13 protein-coding genes are annotated in these 14,240 nt (G+C 69.3%); 7 read left to right on the top strand and 6 right to left on the bottom strand.

Going from position 1 to position 14,240, the window contains the following annotated elements; translation table 11 throughout:
- Positions 1-11: 11 nt before the first annotated feature.
- Positions 12-1,232, bottom strand: a complete 1,221-nt coding sequence (locus LVJ59_RS10545) for an AI-2E family transporter (protein WP_232762975.1) — start codon at positions 1,230-1,232, stop codon at positions 12-14.
- A 62-nt stretch (positions 1,233-1,294) separates the two neighbouring features.
- Here LVJ59_RS10545 and LVJ59_RS10540 point away from each other — a divergent pair, with 62 nt between their 5' ends.
- The gene (locus LVJ59_RS10540; protein ID WP_047521753.1) at positions 1,295-1,594 is read left to right on the top strand and encodes a chorismate mutase; all 300 of its coding nucleotides are present in this window, start codon (positions 1,295-1,297) and stop codon (positions 1,592-1,594) included.
- 163 nt (positions 1,595-1,757) lie between these two features.
- The gene (locus tag LVJ59_RS10535) at positions 1,758-2,924 is read left to right on the top strand and encodes an ROK family protein (RefSeq protein WP_232762974.1); all 1,167 of its coding nucleotides are present in this window, start codon (positions 1,758-1,760) and stop codon (positions 2,922-2,924) included.
- A 13-nt stretch (positions 2,925-2,937) separates the two neighbouring features.
- Here the strand turns inward: LVJ59_RS10535 and LVJ59_RS10530 are convergent, their stop codons facing one another.
- From LVJ59_RS10530 to LVJ59_RS10515, 4 genes are all read right to left on the bottom strand, one after another.
- Positions 2,938-3,141, bottom strand: a complete 204-nt coding sequence (locus LVJ59_RS10530) for a hypothetical protein (protein ID WP_232762973.1) — start codon at positions 3,139-3,141, stop codon at positions 2,938-2,940.
- A gap of 277 nt (positions 3,142-3,418) precedes the next feature.
- Positions 3,419-4,339: a carbohydrate ABC transporter permease gene (locus tag LVJ59_RS10525; RefSeq protein ID WP_194239318.1), complete on the bottom strand. Its 921-nt coding sequence runs from the start codon at positions 4,337-4,339 to the stop codon at positions 3,419-3,421.
- Between the two features lie 2 nt (positions 4,340-4,341).
- Positions 4,342-5,313: a carbohydrate ABC transporter permease gene (locus LVJ59_RS10520; protein ID WP_232762972.1), complete on the bottom strand. Its 972-nt coding sequence runs from the start codon at positions 5,311-5,313 to the stop codon at positions 4,342-4,344.
- Positions 5,314-5,344: 31 nt separating this feature from the next.
- On the bottom strand, positions 5,345-6,589 hold the full coding sequence (locus LVJ59_RS10515) for an extracellular solute-binding protein (RefSeq protein ID WP_047521759.1): 1,245 nt from the start codon (positions 6,587-6,589) through the stop codon (positions 5,345-5,347).
- A 322-nt stretch (positions 6,590-6,911) separates the two neighbouring features.
- Between LVJ59_RS10515 and LVJ59_RS10510 the strand changes: the two genes are divergently transcribed.
- The 5 genes from LVJ59_RS10510 to LVJ59_RS10490 are packed head-to-tail and all read left to right on the top strand — an operon-like array spanning position 6,912 to position 11,390.
- Positions 6,912-7,808 (top strand): sugar isomerase, encoded by an 897-nt coding sequence (locus LVJ59_RS10510; RefSeq protein ID WP_232762971.1) that lies wholly within the window; start codon positions 6,912-6,914, stop codon positions 7,806-7,808.
- Between the two features lie 21 nt (positions 7,809-7,829).
- Positions 7,830-8,822 (top strand): ROK family protein, encoded by a 993-nt coding sequence (locus tag LVJ59_RS10505; protein WP_232762970.1) that lies wholly within the window; start codon positions 7,830-7,832, stop codon positions 8,820-8,822.
- Entirely contained in the window at positions 8,819-9,763 is a 945-nt protein-coding gene (locus tag LVJ59_RS10500) for a 1-phosphofructokinase family hexose kinase (protein WP_232762969.1), read from the top strand. Before LVJ59_RS10505 ends, LVJ59_RS10500 begins: the two co-directional genes overlap by 4 nt.
- Positions 9,760-10,614 (top strand): class II fructose-bisphosphate aldolase, encoded by an 855-nt coding sequence (locus tag LVJ59_RS10495; protein ID WP_232762968.1) that lies wholly within the window; start codon positions 9,760-9,762, stop codon positions 10,612-10,614. Before LVJ59_RS10500 ends, LVJ59_RS10495 begins: the two co-directional genes overlap by 4 nt.
- Entirely contained in the window at positions 10,614-11,390 is a 777-nt protein-coding gene (locus tag LVJ59_RS10490; protein WP_232762967.1) for a DeoR/GlpR family DNA-binding transcription regulator, read from the top strand. Before LVJ59_RS10495 ends, LVJ59_RS10490 begins: the two co-directional genes overlap by 1 nt.
- A 247-nt stretch (positions 11,391-11,637) precedes the next feature.
- Here the strand turns inward: LVJ59_RS10490 and LVJ59_RS10485 are convergent, their stop codons facing one another.
- Positions 11,638-14,088 (bottom strand): CHAT domain-containing protein, encoded by a 2,451-nt coding sequence (locus LVJ59_RS10485; RefSeq protein WP_232762966.1) that lies wholly within the window; start codon positions 14,086-14,088, stop codon positions 11,638-11,640.
- Between the last annotated feature and the right edge of the window lie 152 nt (positions 14,089-14,240).

Here is a 14,240-nt window from a genome sequence, read left to right as displayed (position 1 = left end):
TCGCACGAGCGTCAGATGCGGGCATCCTGCTTCGGCACCAGCACCTGCTTGATGATGATGAGGATCGAAGCGGTGACGGGCACGGCCACGAGTGCCCCGAGGAGGCCGAGCAGCGTGCCACCGGCGAGGGCGCCGATCACGACCAGCGACCCCGGGACCGCGACCGCGCGGTTCATCACTCGCGGCGTCAGCACGTAGGCCTCGATCTGCATGTAGATGAGGTAGATCGCTGCGAAGATCAGCGCCGCGATCGGGTTGGTGAAGAGCGCGAGCCCGGTGCCGATGATCCAGAACAGCACCGATCCGACCAGCGGGATCAGGGTGACACAGAAGGCGATCGCCGCCATCAGTGGCGGGAAGGGCAGACCCAGGATGGAGTAGAGGGTCAGGGCGAGTATCGCGTTGCAGAAGGCCAGCACCACCATCCCCATCACGTAGCCGCCCACCGAGTCCGTGATCTGTTCGGTGATGTCGCTCGCACGAGCGCGGTCGCGGGCCGGTGCCAGACGCAGCAGGCCCTGCTTCATGGCGGGCAGGGTCGCGAGGAAGTAGAGCGTGAGCACGAGGACGACGATGGCGCCCGAGATGCCTGTCGCGATCGACGCCCCGACCGCGAGAGCACCGCCGCCGATCGTCGCGAGGTTGCCGAAGTCGGTCAGGAACTTCTGGACCTCGGCGACCAGATCCTGGAACTGATCGCCGAACTGCGCGTCGAGCGTGGCGTAGATGTCGCTGCGGGTGAAGTCCTGGATCATCCCGGGGACGGAACGGACGAAGCTCGCGATCTGCTCGACGACGATCGGGATGATCATCCACAGCACGACGGCGAACACGAGGATGAGCGCGAGGATCGTGATGACGACGGAGATCGAGCGGGAGAGGCCGCGACGCTCGAGGAACCGGACGGCCGGGTCGAGTCCGAGCGCGCCGAACAGGGCGAGCGCGATGTAGATGAGCACGGTGGACAGGCTCGTCAGGGCGAGGCCGATCACCAGCGCGCCGAGTCCGCCGAGCGTCACGAGGAAGCCGAACACGAACGGACGGTCGATGCGCGTCCAGAACGACCGACTCGGCGTCATCGGCTCGATGACCACGGGGCGCGCTGCGCCGGTCGCGGCGGGCTCTGCGGTGGGAGAGTCGGCGCTCGCGGCTGCGGCGTCGGTGCGCGGTGCTTTCCGGGCGGGCGCGGCGTCATCGAGGGGAGTGGGCGCCGGCGACTCTTCGTTGCTCATGTGCTCACGATAGCGGTGCCACGGGTCGGAATCCGGGTGTTCGACGGCTCTAGAGTAGGGGCATGACCGCCGCCGAGGACCCGAAGGCCGAACTGCTCCGACTTCGCGCCACCATCGACAACATCGACGCCGCACTCATCTTCATGCTGGCCGAACGCTTCCGTGCGACCCAGCAGGTGGGGCAGCTGAAAGCGGAGCACGAGATGCCGGCGTCCGACCCGAATCGGGAGGAGCAGCAGGTCGCCCGTCTGCGCGCTCTCGCAGAGGAGGCGCATCTCGACCCCGAGTTCGCGGAGAAGTGGTTCAACTTCGTGGTGGCGGAGGTCATCCGCCATCACACGGAAGCGGCGGAGAGCCGCTGAGAGAGGTGCCGGACGGGCGACGGTGTGTGCAGCACTCGCCCGTCCGGAGCTTTTGTGAGATTCATCGACCAACTAAGTTCAATGAATAAACTTACGGAGAGACTACGGATCACGCCACGATCTGTCAACCGCTCGCCACGGGCGAGCTCCGGAACGGACGCACATGCTGAGCACGGATGAGGGCCTGGACACCCAAGCGTCGGTGCGGCGCGCGAACCTCCGGCGCGCGCTGCAACTCGTCTTCCGCAACCCGGGCAGCCAGACGCGCGCGGGGATCGCGAGAGCGACGGGTCTGACCGCAGCCACGGCGTCATCCCTCGTCGCCGAGCTCATCGAGAACCGACTGATCGTCGAAGGGGAGCAGGCCGCGAGCACCGGTGGCAAGCGGGCGACCACGCTGAGCGTCGATGCGAGTCACCACCTGATCCTCGTCCTGGTGATCCAACCCCTGCACGCATACATCGCCCTCGTGGCGCTCGACGGTACCGAGGTCGACGTCCGTCGCGCGGACTACACTCCCGAGACCCGTGACCGCGCACTCGACGACGCCGTGGCCGCGGTGGCCGCCGAGTTCGGACCGCGGGTGCTCGCTGCGGGGATCCAGCTCCCCGGCACGACGGACGGGCGCTCGGTGCTCGAGAGCGTGCAGCTCAAGTGGGAGGACGTGCCCCTCGCCGAGAGGTTCGAGCGCGTGCTGGGGGCGCCCGTGCTGCTCGTCAACGACGTCGACGCCGAGGCCATCGCCGAAGCCGGGATGGAGGAATCCCCGTCCGGATACCGGCTCTTCATCCACCTCGGCGGCGGCGTGGGCGCCGCGGTGACCCTGAACGGCGAACTCGCGCCCGGTCCACGCGATCGCGCCGGCGAGATCGGGCACGTGCAAGTCGTCTTCGGTGAGGCGGCGCGTGTCTGCCGGTGCGGACAGCGCGGCTGTCTCGAGTCCGCGGCAGCCTTGGGCGCGATGATCGGGGACGAGTTCACCGATGCGATGGACGCATCCGAGATCCGTGCTCTCGCCGCCCGCGCGGACGAGCGCCATCTCGACGAGGGGGCCCGTGCGCTCGCGAGGGCCGTCAAGCTCATCAGCGCCCTGCTCGACCCGACCGAGGTCGTGATCGGCGGGCCAGCGACCGAGCTCGGGCCGCGCTTCCTCGACCGGGTCCGCCGCGAGACGGAGTACCCCTCCCGAGGCACGGCGCAGGTCCCGGTCCGCTACGCGGATCCTCGGGTGTCGCTCGCGGCCGGCGCCGCTCAGGCCGCGCTCACGTCGGCGCTCGGCGTGCGCTGGAACCCGGAGCAGCTGCGCGCCGCATCCGCATCGAGCCGCTGAACGCCCCTCGACGTCAGCGTCGTCGGTCTCCCCGCACCGCGAGGACGATCGCGGCGCCGGCTGAAGGCATCCCATCGCTGCCGATGACCTGTCGCGCCAGCCGCTTCCGGCTCGACGCCGGCCAGGACGCGCCGGAGGCCCACAGCAGATGGATGGCTCCGATGGCGCCGAGTGATGTGGTCGCGACGACCTGACCGATCCGTCCGAGAGGACTCATGTCCCCATTGTCCTCTGATGAGGGGCCCCGCGCGCTCAAGGGCGTCAAGCTCATCAGTGCCTTCACCACCGATGTTCCTGTTGTCGTGGTTGTCCCTCTCGTTGTGAAGGAGTTCCCACGGAATGAAGGAGCGGGTTCCACATGCACTCCTTCATAACGTGAGAACTCCTTCATTCCGGGAGGACCCTTCCGGACGGGAGTCCTTCGCGGGGGCGTCCTTCGCGACGGGACCGCTCCGGACGGGACCGCTCCGGACGGGACCGCTTCGCCGGGGCTCCTACTTCACGCTGCCGGCGGTGAGGCCGCCGACGAGTCGCTTCTCGATGAGCATGAACAGGATGACCACGGGAAGGATCGCGACGATCGAGACTCCGAACACGTACTGCCAGCTGGTCTCGTACTGACCGACGAACTTGGTGAGCGCGACGGAGAGCGGCTGGTTCTTGTCGGTCGAGAGGATCACGAGCGAGGCCGCGAATTCGTTCCAGCAGGCGACGAACGTGAACACGATGGCCGTGACGATGCCCGGCCACACGAGCGGCAGGTTGATCTTGAAGAGCACGGTGAAGCGTCCGGCGCCGTCGATCTGGGCGGCTTCGTCGACCTCTTTGGGGATGCCGGCGAAGAAGGAGTGCATGATCCACACCGCGAACGAGAGGTTGAAGGCGGCGTTGATGAAGATCATGGCGGCCCAGGTGTCGCCGAGCCCGAGGGTCGTGAACTGCCGGAACAGGCCCGAGGTGAGCACCGCGGGCTGGAGCATCTGGGTGATGATGACCAGGAACAGGAACACCATGCGGCCGGGGAACTTGAACCGGGCGGTGTAGTACGCGGCAGGCAGGGCGACCAGCAGCACGAGCAGCGTCGCGAACACGGCGATGATGATCGTCGAGATCAGGTTGTACGGCAGCGGCGTCTCGGGGGTGGACCACATGGTGATGTAGTTCTCCCAGTGCCACTCCGTCGGCAGATACGTGGGGTCGACGGAGCGGATCTGCGGCTTCGTCTTCACCGAGCCGAAGAACATGATCAGGTACGGCAGCACGAAGATCGCGAGCACGAGGAACCCGGCCACGGTGCGGAGGATGACACGGGGCAGCGTGACCTGGTCTTCGGTGTAGCGGCGTTTGCGGCCGGGAATGCGGGGTGCGGGCGAGGAGCCGGCGGTGGTCACGAGGGCGGTCTCGGTCACGGTCATGATCAGACCTCCTTCATGGGCTTGACGATCTTCACGTAGGCCGCGACGATCATGATGACGATGAGGAAGGCGACGACGGAGAGCGCGCTGGCGACGTCGACCTTCTTCTGCAGTTCGATGTACTTGAAGATGAGCGTCATGATCGTGTCGGCGCCGTAACCGGGGATCGAGCCGGTCATCACCTTCAGGATCGGCAGCGAGTTGAACACGTTGATGATGTTGATCAGGACGGCGACCGCGAGAGCGCTGCGCAGCTGCGGCAGGACGATCGACCAGTAGGTGCGGGTGGGGCCGGCTCCGTCCATCTTCGCCGCCTCGATCGCGTCGGCCGGGACGGATTGCAGGCCGGCGAGGATCGTGTAGGTCGTGAACGGCAGCGACACGAAGATCGCGATCACGATCGACCAGGCGAACGCCGTCGCGGGGTTCTTCGTCCACCCGTATCCGACGGCATCGTCGGAGAGCCCGATGTCGTAGAGGAACTTGTTGAAGATGCCGAAGTACGGCTCGAGGCTGTAGTAGAACACCATCGTCGTCATGACGACCGAGGCCGCCCACGGGACGATGACGGCCATGCGCACGAGCTGGCGTCCGGGGAAGGCCTTGTTCAGGATCTGCGCGAGTCCGAGCGAGATGACGACCGTGAACAGCACGACCGAGACGACCCAGACGATCGTGCGGAAGAAGATCGGCCAGAACTCGGCGAACGTGAAGACGGTGACGAAGTTGTCGAAGCCGACGGACCCCTTGTCGAGGCCGGACAGGGAGATGTCGCGCGTCGAGTTGAAGAACATCACCCCGGCGGGGAAGAACACCACGCCGATGATGAGCAGCAGTGCGGGGGCGATCCAGGGCAGCGCCTGGAGAAGGTCCTTTCCACCCGGCCTGCCGCGAAGGGCATCCGGGGTCTTCCGGGTGCGGGGGCGGCCGGTAGCCGCCCCCGCGAGGTTCGAGGACTCTGTCTTCTGGCTCATTCGGGTACCCGAACCTCTCCTGTCAGCGGGCTCAGCCCGCGTCGACCTGCGCCTGGATCTCGGTCAGCACGTCCTGTGCCGGCTTCGTCTGAAGCTGGCCGAACAGCGACTTGAACGCACCGTCGGCGGCGGACCACTTCGGGTTGGTCGACGGGTAGAACTGGGCGTCGGGCAGCACGTCGAGGAACGGCTTGAGAGCCTCCTCGCCGGAGAGCTGCTCGGCACCGGACTTGGTGACGGGGAGGAAGCCCTCGGCCTGCACCCACGGCACGTACACGTCGGCCGAGTAGTAGTAGTCGAAGAACTTGGTGATCGCTTCCTTCTTGTCATCGTCGTTCTGGAACGCCATCAGCTGGTCCATGACGCCGAGCGTGAACGGCGAGCCGTCCTTCGTCGGGATCGGGACGATGGAGTAGTCCAGGTCGGGGTTGCCCTCGGCGATCTGGCCGACCGTCGGCGGGAGGCCGACCTGCATGCCGATCTTGCCCTGGATGAAGATGTCCATCAGCGGCGAACGCTGCGTCGAGCCGGGGTCGGCCTGCGTCGCGCCGGCATCGATCATCTTCTTGATCTGCTCGGCACCCACGAGGTTCTCCGGGGTGTCGATCGTGATCTCGGACGCATCGCCGAACGATCCGCCGCCGCCCCACAGCCACACGGCCGCCTCGGCCTGTGCCTCTTCGGACCCGAGCGGCATCCCGTAACCGGCGACGCCGCCGCCGAGCGCGGACACCTTGGTCGCGGCATCCAGCAGCGAGTCCCAGTCGGTCGGAGCCTCGACACCGGCCTGGTCGAGCAGGGCGTTGTTGACGAACAGGGCGCGGGCGGATGCGATCAGCGGCAGAGCGTACGCGGTGCCGTCGACCTCGGCGTTCTTCAGGAACGAGTCCTGGAAGTCGGAGTAGGTCTCCTCCGAGACGACGTCCTTCACGGGGTAGAGCAGCTCGTCGCCGACGAACCCGGCGAACGGACCGCCGTTGTAGATGTCCGGCGCCTCGCCGGCCTGGATCTTGGTGGAGACGACCTTCTCGAGGTTGTCCCACGACTGCACCTCGAGCTTGACCTTGATGTCGGGGTTGGCCTTCTCGAACCCGTCGATCACCGTCTCCCAGTTCGCCTTGGTGCCGTCGGAGTAGCTCGGGACGAGGAGGTCGAGAGTGGTCGAACCGTCTCCGCCTCCGCTGTCTCCAGACGATCCGCCGAACCCGCACGAAGCGAGCGAGAGCGTGGCGACGGCCGCAATGGCGGCGGCGCCGAACCGCAGTGACTTCTTCATGTGTATTGCATTCCTCACTGTGAGAGTCCTTCCCTGGCGGCAGGCCGCTTCGGGAGGGGGTGTGGTGCACAGTCGCAAGCACATCACGCGACAGTGCGTGGTGACCGCTTCGCCGGATGGCATCGCGATCGTTCAAGCCGGGGCTCGGGGTTCTCGGCATCGATGGGATCGACGTCGAGGCGTTGGAACTTTTCCGATTATTTGTCAAGGGAACAAACAAATCAAGCAGAACCTGGAGTTGATGTCCCTTTGCGCCATACTATGATCGGATCAAGCCTCAAACAATCACAAGTACGCAACTTCTCGCCAGAAAGGCACCCCGATGACTGCATCACTGCCCGGCGCGCACATGCGCGAAGAGCTCCACTCCCAGCCGCAGACCTGGGCCACGGCGGCAGACCTGAAGGCCGGGCAGGGCCTGCTTCCCGCCGCCGGTGCGCGCGTCGCGGTCGTCGGCTGCGGCACGTCGTGGTTCATGGCGCAGTCGTACGCCGCTCTCCGCGAGACCGCCGGACAGGGCGAGACCGATGCGTTCGCCGCTTCGGAGGCCTTCATCGATCGCGGCTACGACGCGGTCGTCGCCCTCACCCGCTCCGGCACGACCACCGAGGTGCTCGAGCTCGTCGAGCGCATCAAGCGGCGCATCCCGACGATCGGCGTGATCGGCGACCCGACCTCCCCTCTCGTCTCCCTCGTCGACGAGGCGGTCCTGCTCCCGTTCGCGGACGAGCAGTCTGTGGTGCAGACGCGCTTCGCGACGACGGCGCTCGCGCTGTTCCGCGCCTCGCTCGGTGAAGACCTCACCGGAGCGATCGCCGACGCGACCGCCGTGCTGGCCGAGCCCGGCGACGACGAGCTGCGCGACGCGGAGCAGTACACGTTTCTCGGGCGGGGATGGACAATCGGTCTCGCGCATGAGGCCGCTCTCAAGCTGCGCGAGTCGTCGCAGTCGTGGACCGAGGCGTACCCGTCGATGGACTACCGGCACGGCCCGATCGCGATCGCGGCGCCCGGACGCGTGACGTGGCAGTTCGGCACGGCCCCGGAAGGGCTCTCCGCTCAGGTGGAGGCCACCGGCGCCCGGTTCGAGCAGCGGGGGATCGACCCGCTCGCCGACCTCGTGCGCCTGCACCGCACGGCTCTCGACCGTGCCGTCGCGCGGGGGCTCGACCCCGATCAGCCCCGCAACCTCACGCGATCCGTCATCCTGGATGCATGACGCACGCCGCCGGAGCCGACCATGACCCGAGCTGACGGGGCCGACGCCGTTCCCGACGTCGTGCGCGACGCCACCGGCGAGGCGCTCGCGGCCGTGCGGACGCTCGGCGCGGGGGCGCCGGTGCTGGCGTTCGACGTCGGCGGCACTGACATCAAGTCGGCGCTGTTCGATGCGAATGGCTCCGCCCTCGGACTCCGTCGTACGCCCACGCCGATCGCGGACGGCGACCGCACCCAGGTGCTGCTCGAACGTCTCGAGGTGCTCGCGGACGAGCTCCGTGCCGCGCATCCCGACGTGGTGCCCCAAGCGGTGGGGCTCGTCGTTCCGGGAATCGTCGATGCGGAAGCGGGGCTCGGGGTGTTCGCGAGCAACCTCGGCTGGCACGACTCCCCCTTGCGTGACCTCGCTGCCGAACGCCTCGGTCTGCCGGTGGGGTTCGACCATGACGTCCGCGCGGCGAGCTGGGCGGAGCGACGCCTCGGCGGTGCCCGCGACTACGCCGACGCGGTCGTGCTCGTGATCGGCACGGGGATCGCCGGGGCGCTGCTGATCGGCGGGATCCCCCACACGGCCGGCGGGTACGCGGGGGAGATCGGCCACTCGCCGATCGCCGACGGCCCGATCTGCGCCTGCGGAGCGCGGGGATGTCTGGAAGCCGTCGCCTCCGCCGGGGCGATCGCCCGACGCTACCGTGAGGCGACCGGCGTCACCCCCGACGGCGCGAAGGATGTGATCGCCCGAGCCGCGGCCGGAGACGAGGTCGCCGCGGAGATCTGGGATTCCGCCCTCGATGCGCTGACGATGTCGCTCGCACAGCTCACCGCCGTGGTCGCTCCCGAGGCCGTGGTCATCGGCGGCGGGCTCTCGCGCGCCGGCGGTGCCCTCTTCGACGAGCTGCGCACACGCCTGGCTGCACGCCTCAGCTTCCACCGCCTTCCCGTCCTCGTGCCCGCCGAGCTCTCCGGGAACGCCGGTCTACTCGGCGCCGGCCTGCGTGCCAGGGAGCTCACGTGATCCTGACCGTCACCCCGAACCCCGCTCTCGACCTCACCTGGCGGGTCGACCGCCTCATCGAAGGCGGCACGCACCGTGCAGACGCGGGTGCGGCTCGAGCGGGAGGCAAGGGGCTCAACGTCGCACGCGTGGCCCACGCCGAGGGGGCGGACGTCCTCGCGATCACCACGACGGGCGGCCGGGTCGGTCAGGAGTTCGCGGCCGAACTCCGCGGCAGCGGCGTTCCGCACGCCCTGGTGCCCGTCGTCGCAGAGACCCGACGCAGCATCGCCGTGGTCGACGAGTCGCTCGGCGACACCACGATCATCAACGAGCGCGGCAGCAACCCGACCGACCCCGAGTGGGCCGCCCTGCTCGCCGAAGTCGTCGAGCGGCTCCCCGGAACACGGGTGCTCGTCGTCTCCGGGAGTGTGCCACCCGGCGCCCCGGATTCCCTGCTCCCCATGCTCATCGCGGTAGGGAGAGACGCCGGTGTGCCGGTCATCGTCGACACGTCCGGTCCCGCGCTCCTCCGGGCGGCGGACGCCGGTGCCACCGTGCTCAAGCCCAACGCGGCAGAACTCGTCGAGGCAACCGGCATCACGGATCCGGTGGCGGGTGCGCGGTCGCTGATCGCCCACGGCACCGAGCTCGTGCTGCTCTCGCTCGGCGCGGAGGGGATGCTCGCCGTCACGGCATCCGCGCTCGTGCACGCGCGCCTCGACGAACCCCTCACCGGTAACCCGACCGGAGCCGGTGACGCGGGTGTCGCCGCCTGCGCCGTGCTGTATGCCGAAGGTATGCGCGATCCCGAGCAGATCCTGCGCCGGGCCACCGCGTGGTCCGCGGCCGCGGTGCTGACACCCCTCGCCGGGGACATCTCGCCCCGCTGGACCGAGCTCGAACAGCAGCTCCTCCTCTCGTATCCCGACCCCGCTTCGTTCCGGAAGGACCCTTCGTGACCCTCGTCTCCGCTCGCGACCTCGTCTCTGCGGCAGCTGCCGCCGGGACCGGCATCGGCGCCTTCAACGTGATCCACCTCGAGACGGCCGAGGGGTTGGTGCGCGCCGCCGCGCTCGCTCAGCTGCCCGTCATCCTGCAGATCTCGCAGAACTGCGCCGACTACCACGGCGGGCTCGAGCCCATCGCACTGGCCACGCTCGCCGTAGCACGGCGCGCCGAGACCCCCGTGGCGGTGCACCTCGACCATGCCGAGCGGCCTGAGCTGGTCGACGAAGCCATCGCGCTCGGCTTCGGGTCGGTCATGTTCGACGGCGGTGCGCTGCCCTACGACGACAACGTGGCGCTCACCGCCGCCGTCGCCGCTCGCGCTCATGCGGCCGGTGTGTACGTTGAAGGCGAGCTCGGCGAGGTGGGCGGCAAGGACGGTGCCCATGCGCCGGGTGTGCGCACCGACCCCGACGAGGCGCGGGCCTTCGTCGCCGCGACCGGGGTGGATGCGCTCGCGGTGGCGGTGGGATCCTCGCACGCGATGACCGATCGCACGGCCTCGCTGGACCTCGAACTGATCGGTCGCCTGCATGAGGCGCTGTCCGTTCCCCTGGTCCTGCACGGATCGTCCGGAGTCGCGGATGCCGTGATCGCCGAAGCCGTGCGTGCGGGGATGACCAAGATCAACGTCTCGACGCACCTCAACGGGTTCTTCACCCGCGCGGTGCGCGAGAAGCTCGGGGCGGATGAGCGGCTGGTCGACTCGCGCAAGTACCTCGCCCCCGCGCGCGACGCACTCGCGGAGGAGGCTGCGCGGATGCTCCGGCTGTTCGCGCTGCAACCCATCGGCGCGGTGTCCTGATGAAACGCGCTGCCCGGCTGAACGCGATCCTCGATCTCCTCGCCGCGAGCGGAGAGGTCACGGTCGACGAGCTCGTGGAACGGTTCGGCGCGTCGTCGGCCACGACCCGGCGCGACCTCGACACTCTCGCCGAGCAGCGTCTGCTCACCCGTACGCACGGCGGTGCCGTGGCGCAGACCGTCGCCTACGAGCTGCCCATCCGGTACAAGAGCCATCTGCGCACGCACGAGAAGGCCAGCATCGCGCAGGTCGCGGCCGGTCTCGTCGCGCCCGGCATGGTGGTCGGGCTCTCGGGCGGCACGACCACGACGGCCATCGCCGCCGCGCTCGCCGCCCGCGACGACCTGTCGGGGAACGGCGGCATCACGGTCGTGACGAACGCCGTGAACATCGCCGCCCAGCTCGCCACGCGGCCCGACATCAAGGTGGTCGTGACCGGCGGAGTCATCCATTCGCGCAGCTACGAACTCGTCGGGCCGTTCGTCGAGCAGCTCCTCCGCGGGGTGCGCCTCGACATCGCGTTCATCGGCGTGAACGGGATGGACGCGGCCGCCGGTGCGACCACGCAGGACGAGCGTGAGGCCGCGGTGAACCGGATGATGGCCGAGCGTGCTCGCCGCGCGGTCGTGGTGACCGACGCCAGCAAGCTCGGTGTGGAGGCCTTCTCGAGCGTCGGCGGCGTCGACCTCTTCCCGACCGTCATCACAGACGCGGGGGCCGATGCCGAGGCGCTCGCCGGCCTGCGTGCCGCCGGGTACGCGGTGCTGGTCGCCTGAACCCCGGACACCCTGAGGGCCCCGACGTCCCCAGATCGTCGAGGCCCCTTGAGGGTGTCGCGGCGGTGTGCCGCGTCATCCTCGAGCAGATGGTGTCCGTGTCGTGTTTCACGCTCCCCAGCGCGCATGATTCCCCAGATCCGACTGCGCCTCCCTCGCGCCTCTCCCTTCGAGGCCCTTCGCATGGCACCTTCCGAAGAACAGGAGCACGCGGCGTCCGTTCTGATACACCGATTGGAGAAAAAGGTCAGAATCCATCGCCGTGGCACTGGAAGGGCGCGGTGTGGCCGGTGTCGAGGGCAGCCCGCGTGAGCGCGTCGGCGGGAGCCGCGCCGGCGGAGAGCTCGGTGTGCACGGCGCTCAGCAGTTCTGCGGCGACGTCATCCGGGACCGCGACGGGCGCGGCGATGACGCAGTCGGCACCCGCGTGCAGCCAGACGCGGGTCATGCCCAACGCTTCCTCGCCCCAGCGCACCGAGGAGCGGCCGAGTTCGCACGCCGACAGGATCACCGTCGCGGGGACGCGTGGGATCAGGTCGACGTCGTAGCCGAAGAGGGTGCCGTCGACGAGCTCGAAGCCCGAGAACAGGGGGTTGTCCACCGCGTGCCGGCCGTGCGCCGCGATGTGCAGCACGTCGGTGCGCGCCGCGAGTTCGGTCACAGCCGCGACGGTCGCCTCCGTTCCTTCCAGGATGTCCGGCGTCCGGTCAGCGCCGCGCCAGGCTGCCGCTGCCCGCGACACCTCATCTCCTGCCCGAGCGACCCGGGGCCCGGCGGCGAAACCGATCGACCGCGGAGGAGAGTCGCCACGTTCGGGTCCGCCCAGCAGGCGCGACACCGACGTGGCGAGCGTGAACGGTACGCCGATCATGCCGGGCAGCATCGCCCACGGCACCCCGGCGAGGGCGCCCGGAACGGTGATCGCCAGCCGATCCGCGGGGGGCGCTGCCCGAAGCAGGGGAGCGAGCACCTCCGCATCGAGGAGTGCCAGGCGGGAGGCGAGCGCCCGCTCCGTCACCGCCCCCATCAGCCCGCCACGAGTGAGCGCGGCCATGTCGAGGTCGGCGCGGAGACCGTCGAGTGCCGCCTCCACGCGTGTCCAGGCCAGGTCGACGACCGTGGCTCCCGAAGACGTCACGACGATGCCGTGCAGGGTGGAACCCGTGAACACGTAGGAGAGCACCGTGGTGCCGGGAGCGAGTCGCGCTGTCGCCTCCGTGAGGTCGAGTCGTTCGCGGGTGCCGCCGGACCCGGTCATGGTCCACTGGCGTTCTCGCACCCGGTCGCGCAGGGCCCGCACCCTGGCATCCCTGGTCCAGTCGGCGCCGGCGAGCTCGGCGCGCAGCATCCGCAGTTCCGCCAGATCGACGGCGAGGGATTCGTCATGCGGAGGCCGGACCGGTGCGACCTGCTGGCTGAGGTGTCGTGCGCGTTCCGACCACTCGAACAGGGTCTCCGGTTCTTTCAGTCTCGCCGCGGCGGAGAGCCCCGCGAACATCAGGTCACTGCCGTGCATGGCCACCGACGCCTGCAGGTCGAGCGCACCGAAAGACTGCTGCCAGGTGGTGAGGAGGTCGAGTCCGGCCGCGGCAGCACGCAGCGCCTCCCGGTCGCGTCCGGCCGAGGTGGCGCGCGCAGCCCGCACTTCCTGGGCGCGAAGGCGGAGCGGGGTCGGAGCGTTCTCGTCGAGCCGGGGCAGGCGCCCGCGGCCGTCTCGGCGGGCACTCAGCCGCAGACCGGTCGCCTCGGTGCGGAATCCTGCACGGTCGAGAGCCTTCGCGACGCGGTCGAACTCGTCCGCATCGATCGCGCGTTGCGGGTGGGCGCGCTGCCCTGCTTCCAACCGCACGGCGTCGGCGCGGGCCGCCCATCCGTGGTTCGCGAGCGCGGTGAAGCGCCGCGCCGCGGTCCGGGCCGCCCGCTCCGCGGCAGCGGGGTCGTGGCGAAGGAGCGAGCGGGCGAGATGGAACTCGGCTTCGCCTCTGGCCTGCCTCATCCGCTGCGCCCCGAACGCGGCGGCGACCTGGGCGAGCAGCGCCTCCGCCTCGGTGGTGAGCCCCGCATCGCGGAGCACCTCGGCACGATCCAGGTCGCTGATCGCCGCAGCGAGGTCGCTGATCGCCGCGAGTTTCGGGCGCGAACGGGTCATCTGCGTGAGGGCGGTGACGAGGTCGCCTCCGAGGAGCGCCGCATAGCCGAGGTTGTGCCGCGCTTCGGCGAGCGGGCCCTCGTCGTCGTTCGCCTCGTACACCGCGACGGCGCGACGCAGGTCCTCGACGCACGTCTCCAGCTCGCGCTGCTGCATCCGCACGACGGAGCGGTTCAGCAGGCAGTTCGCGAGCTCGGTCGTCTCGTCGCCGATCGCCGTCAACGTGTCGATCGCGCGGGTGAGCATGGCCTCCGCCTCCGCGAGTCGGCCGCCGTGCATGAGGAGCGTGCCGAGTTGACCGCTGAGCACCGCGATCGTCTCGGGGCGGAGCCCGGAGCGCCCCAGGGCGTTCCGGCACAGCTGCTCAGCCGCCGCGGGCTGCCCCTTCTGGGCGAGGACGTACGCCACCGTGCCGTCGATCCGTGCGCGCAGGTCGGGGTCGTCGGTGCGCGCCGAGGCGGTGTCGAGCGCGCGCCGCGCCTGTGTGAACCTCCTCGCGTTCGCCGCCTCGACGCCACGTCGGTGCAGCTCGATCGCGGACAGGGGCATCGCTCCAGAATGCCCTGCCGTAGGGCCGTCCCGCTACGGATGTCGGGAGAGCCGGCCGCACCTCAGTGACGGATGTCGGGAGAACGGACGGATGTCGGACGTGCGACGGCGTGTCGCCCTGCCATCCGTGAATCGCCCCGCCATCCGTACCG

The sequence above is a fragment of the Microbacterium sp. KKR3/1 genome, assembly GCF_021272365.1.
GTDB lineage: Bacteria > Actinomycetota > Actinomycetes > Actinomycetales > Microbacteriaceae > Microbacterium > Microbacterium aurugineum.
The sequence above is the reverse complement of the archived record's forward strand: the minus strand, read 5'-3'. Positions and strand labels throughout refer to the sequence as shown.

Coding starts and splice junctions, on each gene's coding strand:
- LVJ59_RS10545 (WP_232762975.1), bottom strand. CDS start 1,232: ATGAGCAACGAAGAGTCGCCGGCGCCCACTCCCCTCGATGACGCCGCG.
- LVJ59_RS10540 (WP_047521753.1), top strand. CDS start 1,295: ATGACCGCCGCCGAGGACCCGAAGGCCGAACTGCTCCGACTTCGCGCC.
- LVJ59_RS10535 (WP_232762974.1), top strand. CDS start 1,758: ATGCTGAGCACGGATGAGGGCCTGGACACCCAAGCGTCGGTGCGGCGC.
- LVJ59_RS10530 (WP_232762973.1), bottom strand. CDS start 3,141: ATGAGTCCTCTCGGACGGATCGGTCAGGTCGTCGCGACCACATCACTC.
- LVJ59_RS10525 (WP_194239318.1), bottom strand. CDS start 4,339: ATGACCGTGACCGAGACCGCCCTCGTGACCACCGCCGGCTCCTCGCCC.
- LVJ59_RS10520 (WP_232762972.1), bottom strand. CDS start 5,313: ATGAGCCAGAAGACAGAGTCCTCGAACCTCGCGGGGGCGGCTACCGGC.
- LVJ59_RS10515 (WP_047521759.1), bottom strand. CDS start 6,589: ATGAAGAAGTCACTGCGGTTCGGCGCCGCCGCCATTGCGGCCGTCGCC.
- LVJ59_RS10510 (WP_232762971.1), top strand. CDS start 6,912: ATGACTGCATCACTGCCCGGCGCGCACATGCGCGAAGAGCTCCACTCC.
- LVJ59_RS10505 (WP_232762970.1), top strand. CDS start 7,830: ATGACCCGAGCTGACGGGGCCGACGCCGTTCCCGACGTCGTGCGCGAC.
- LVJ59_RS10490 (WP_232762967.1), top strand. CDS start 10,614: ATGAAACGCGCTGCCCGGCTGAACGCGATCCTCGATCTCCTCGCCGCG.
- LVJ59_RS10485 (WP_232762966.1), bottom strand. CDS start 14,088: ATGCCCCTGTCCGCGATCGAGCTGCACCGACGTGGCGTCGAGGCGGCG.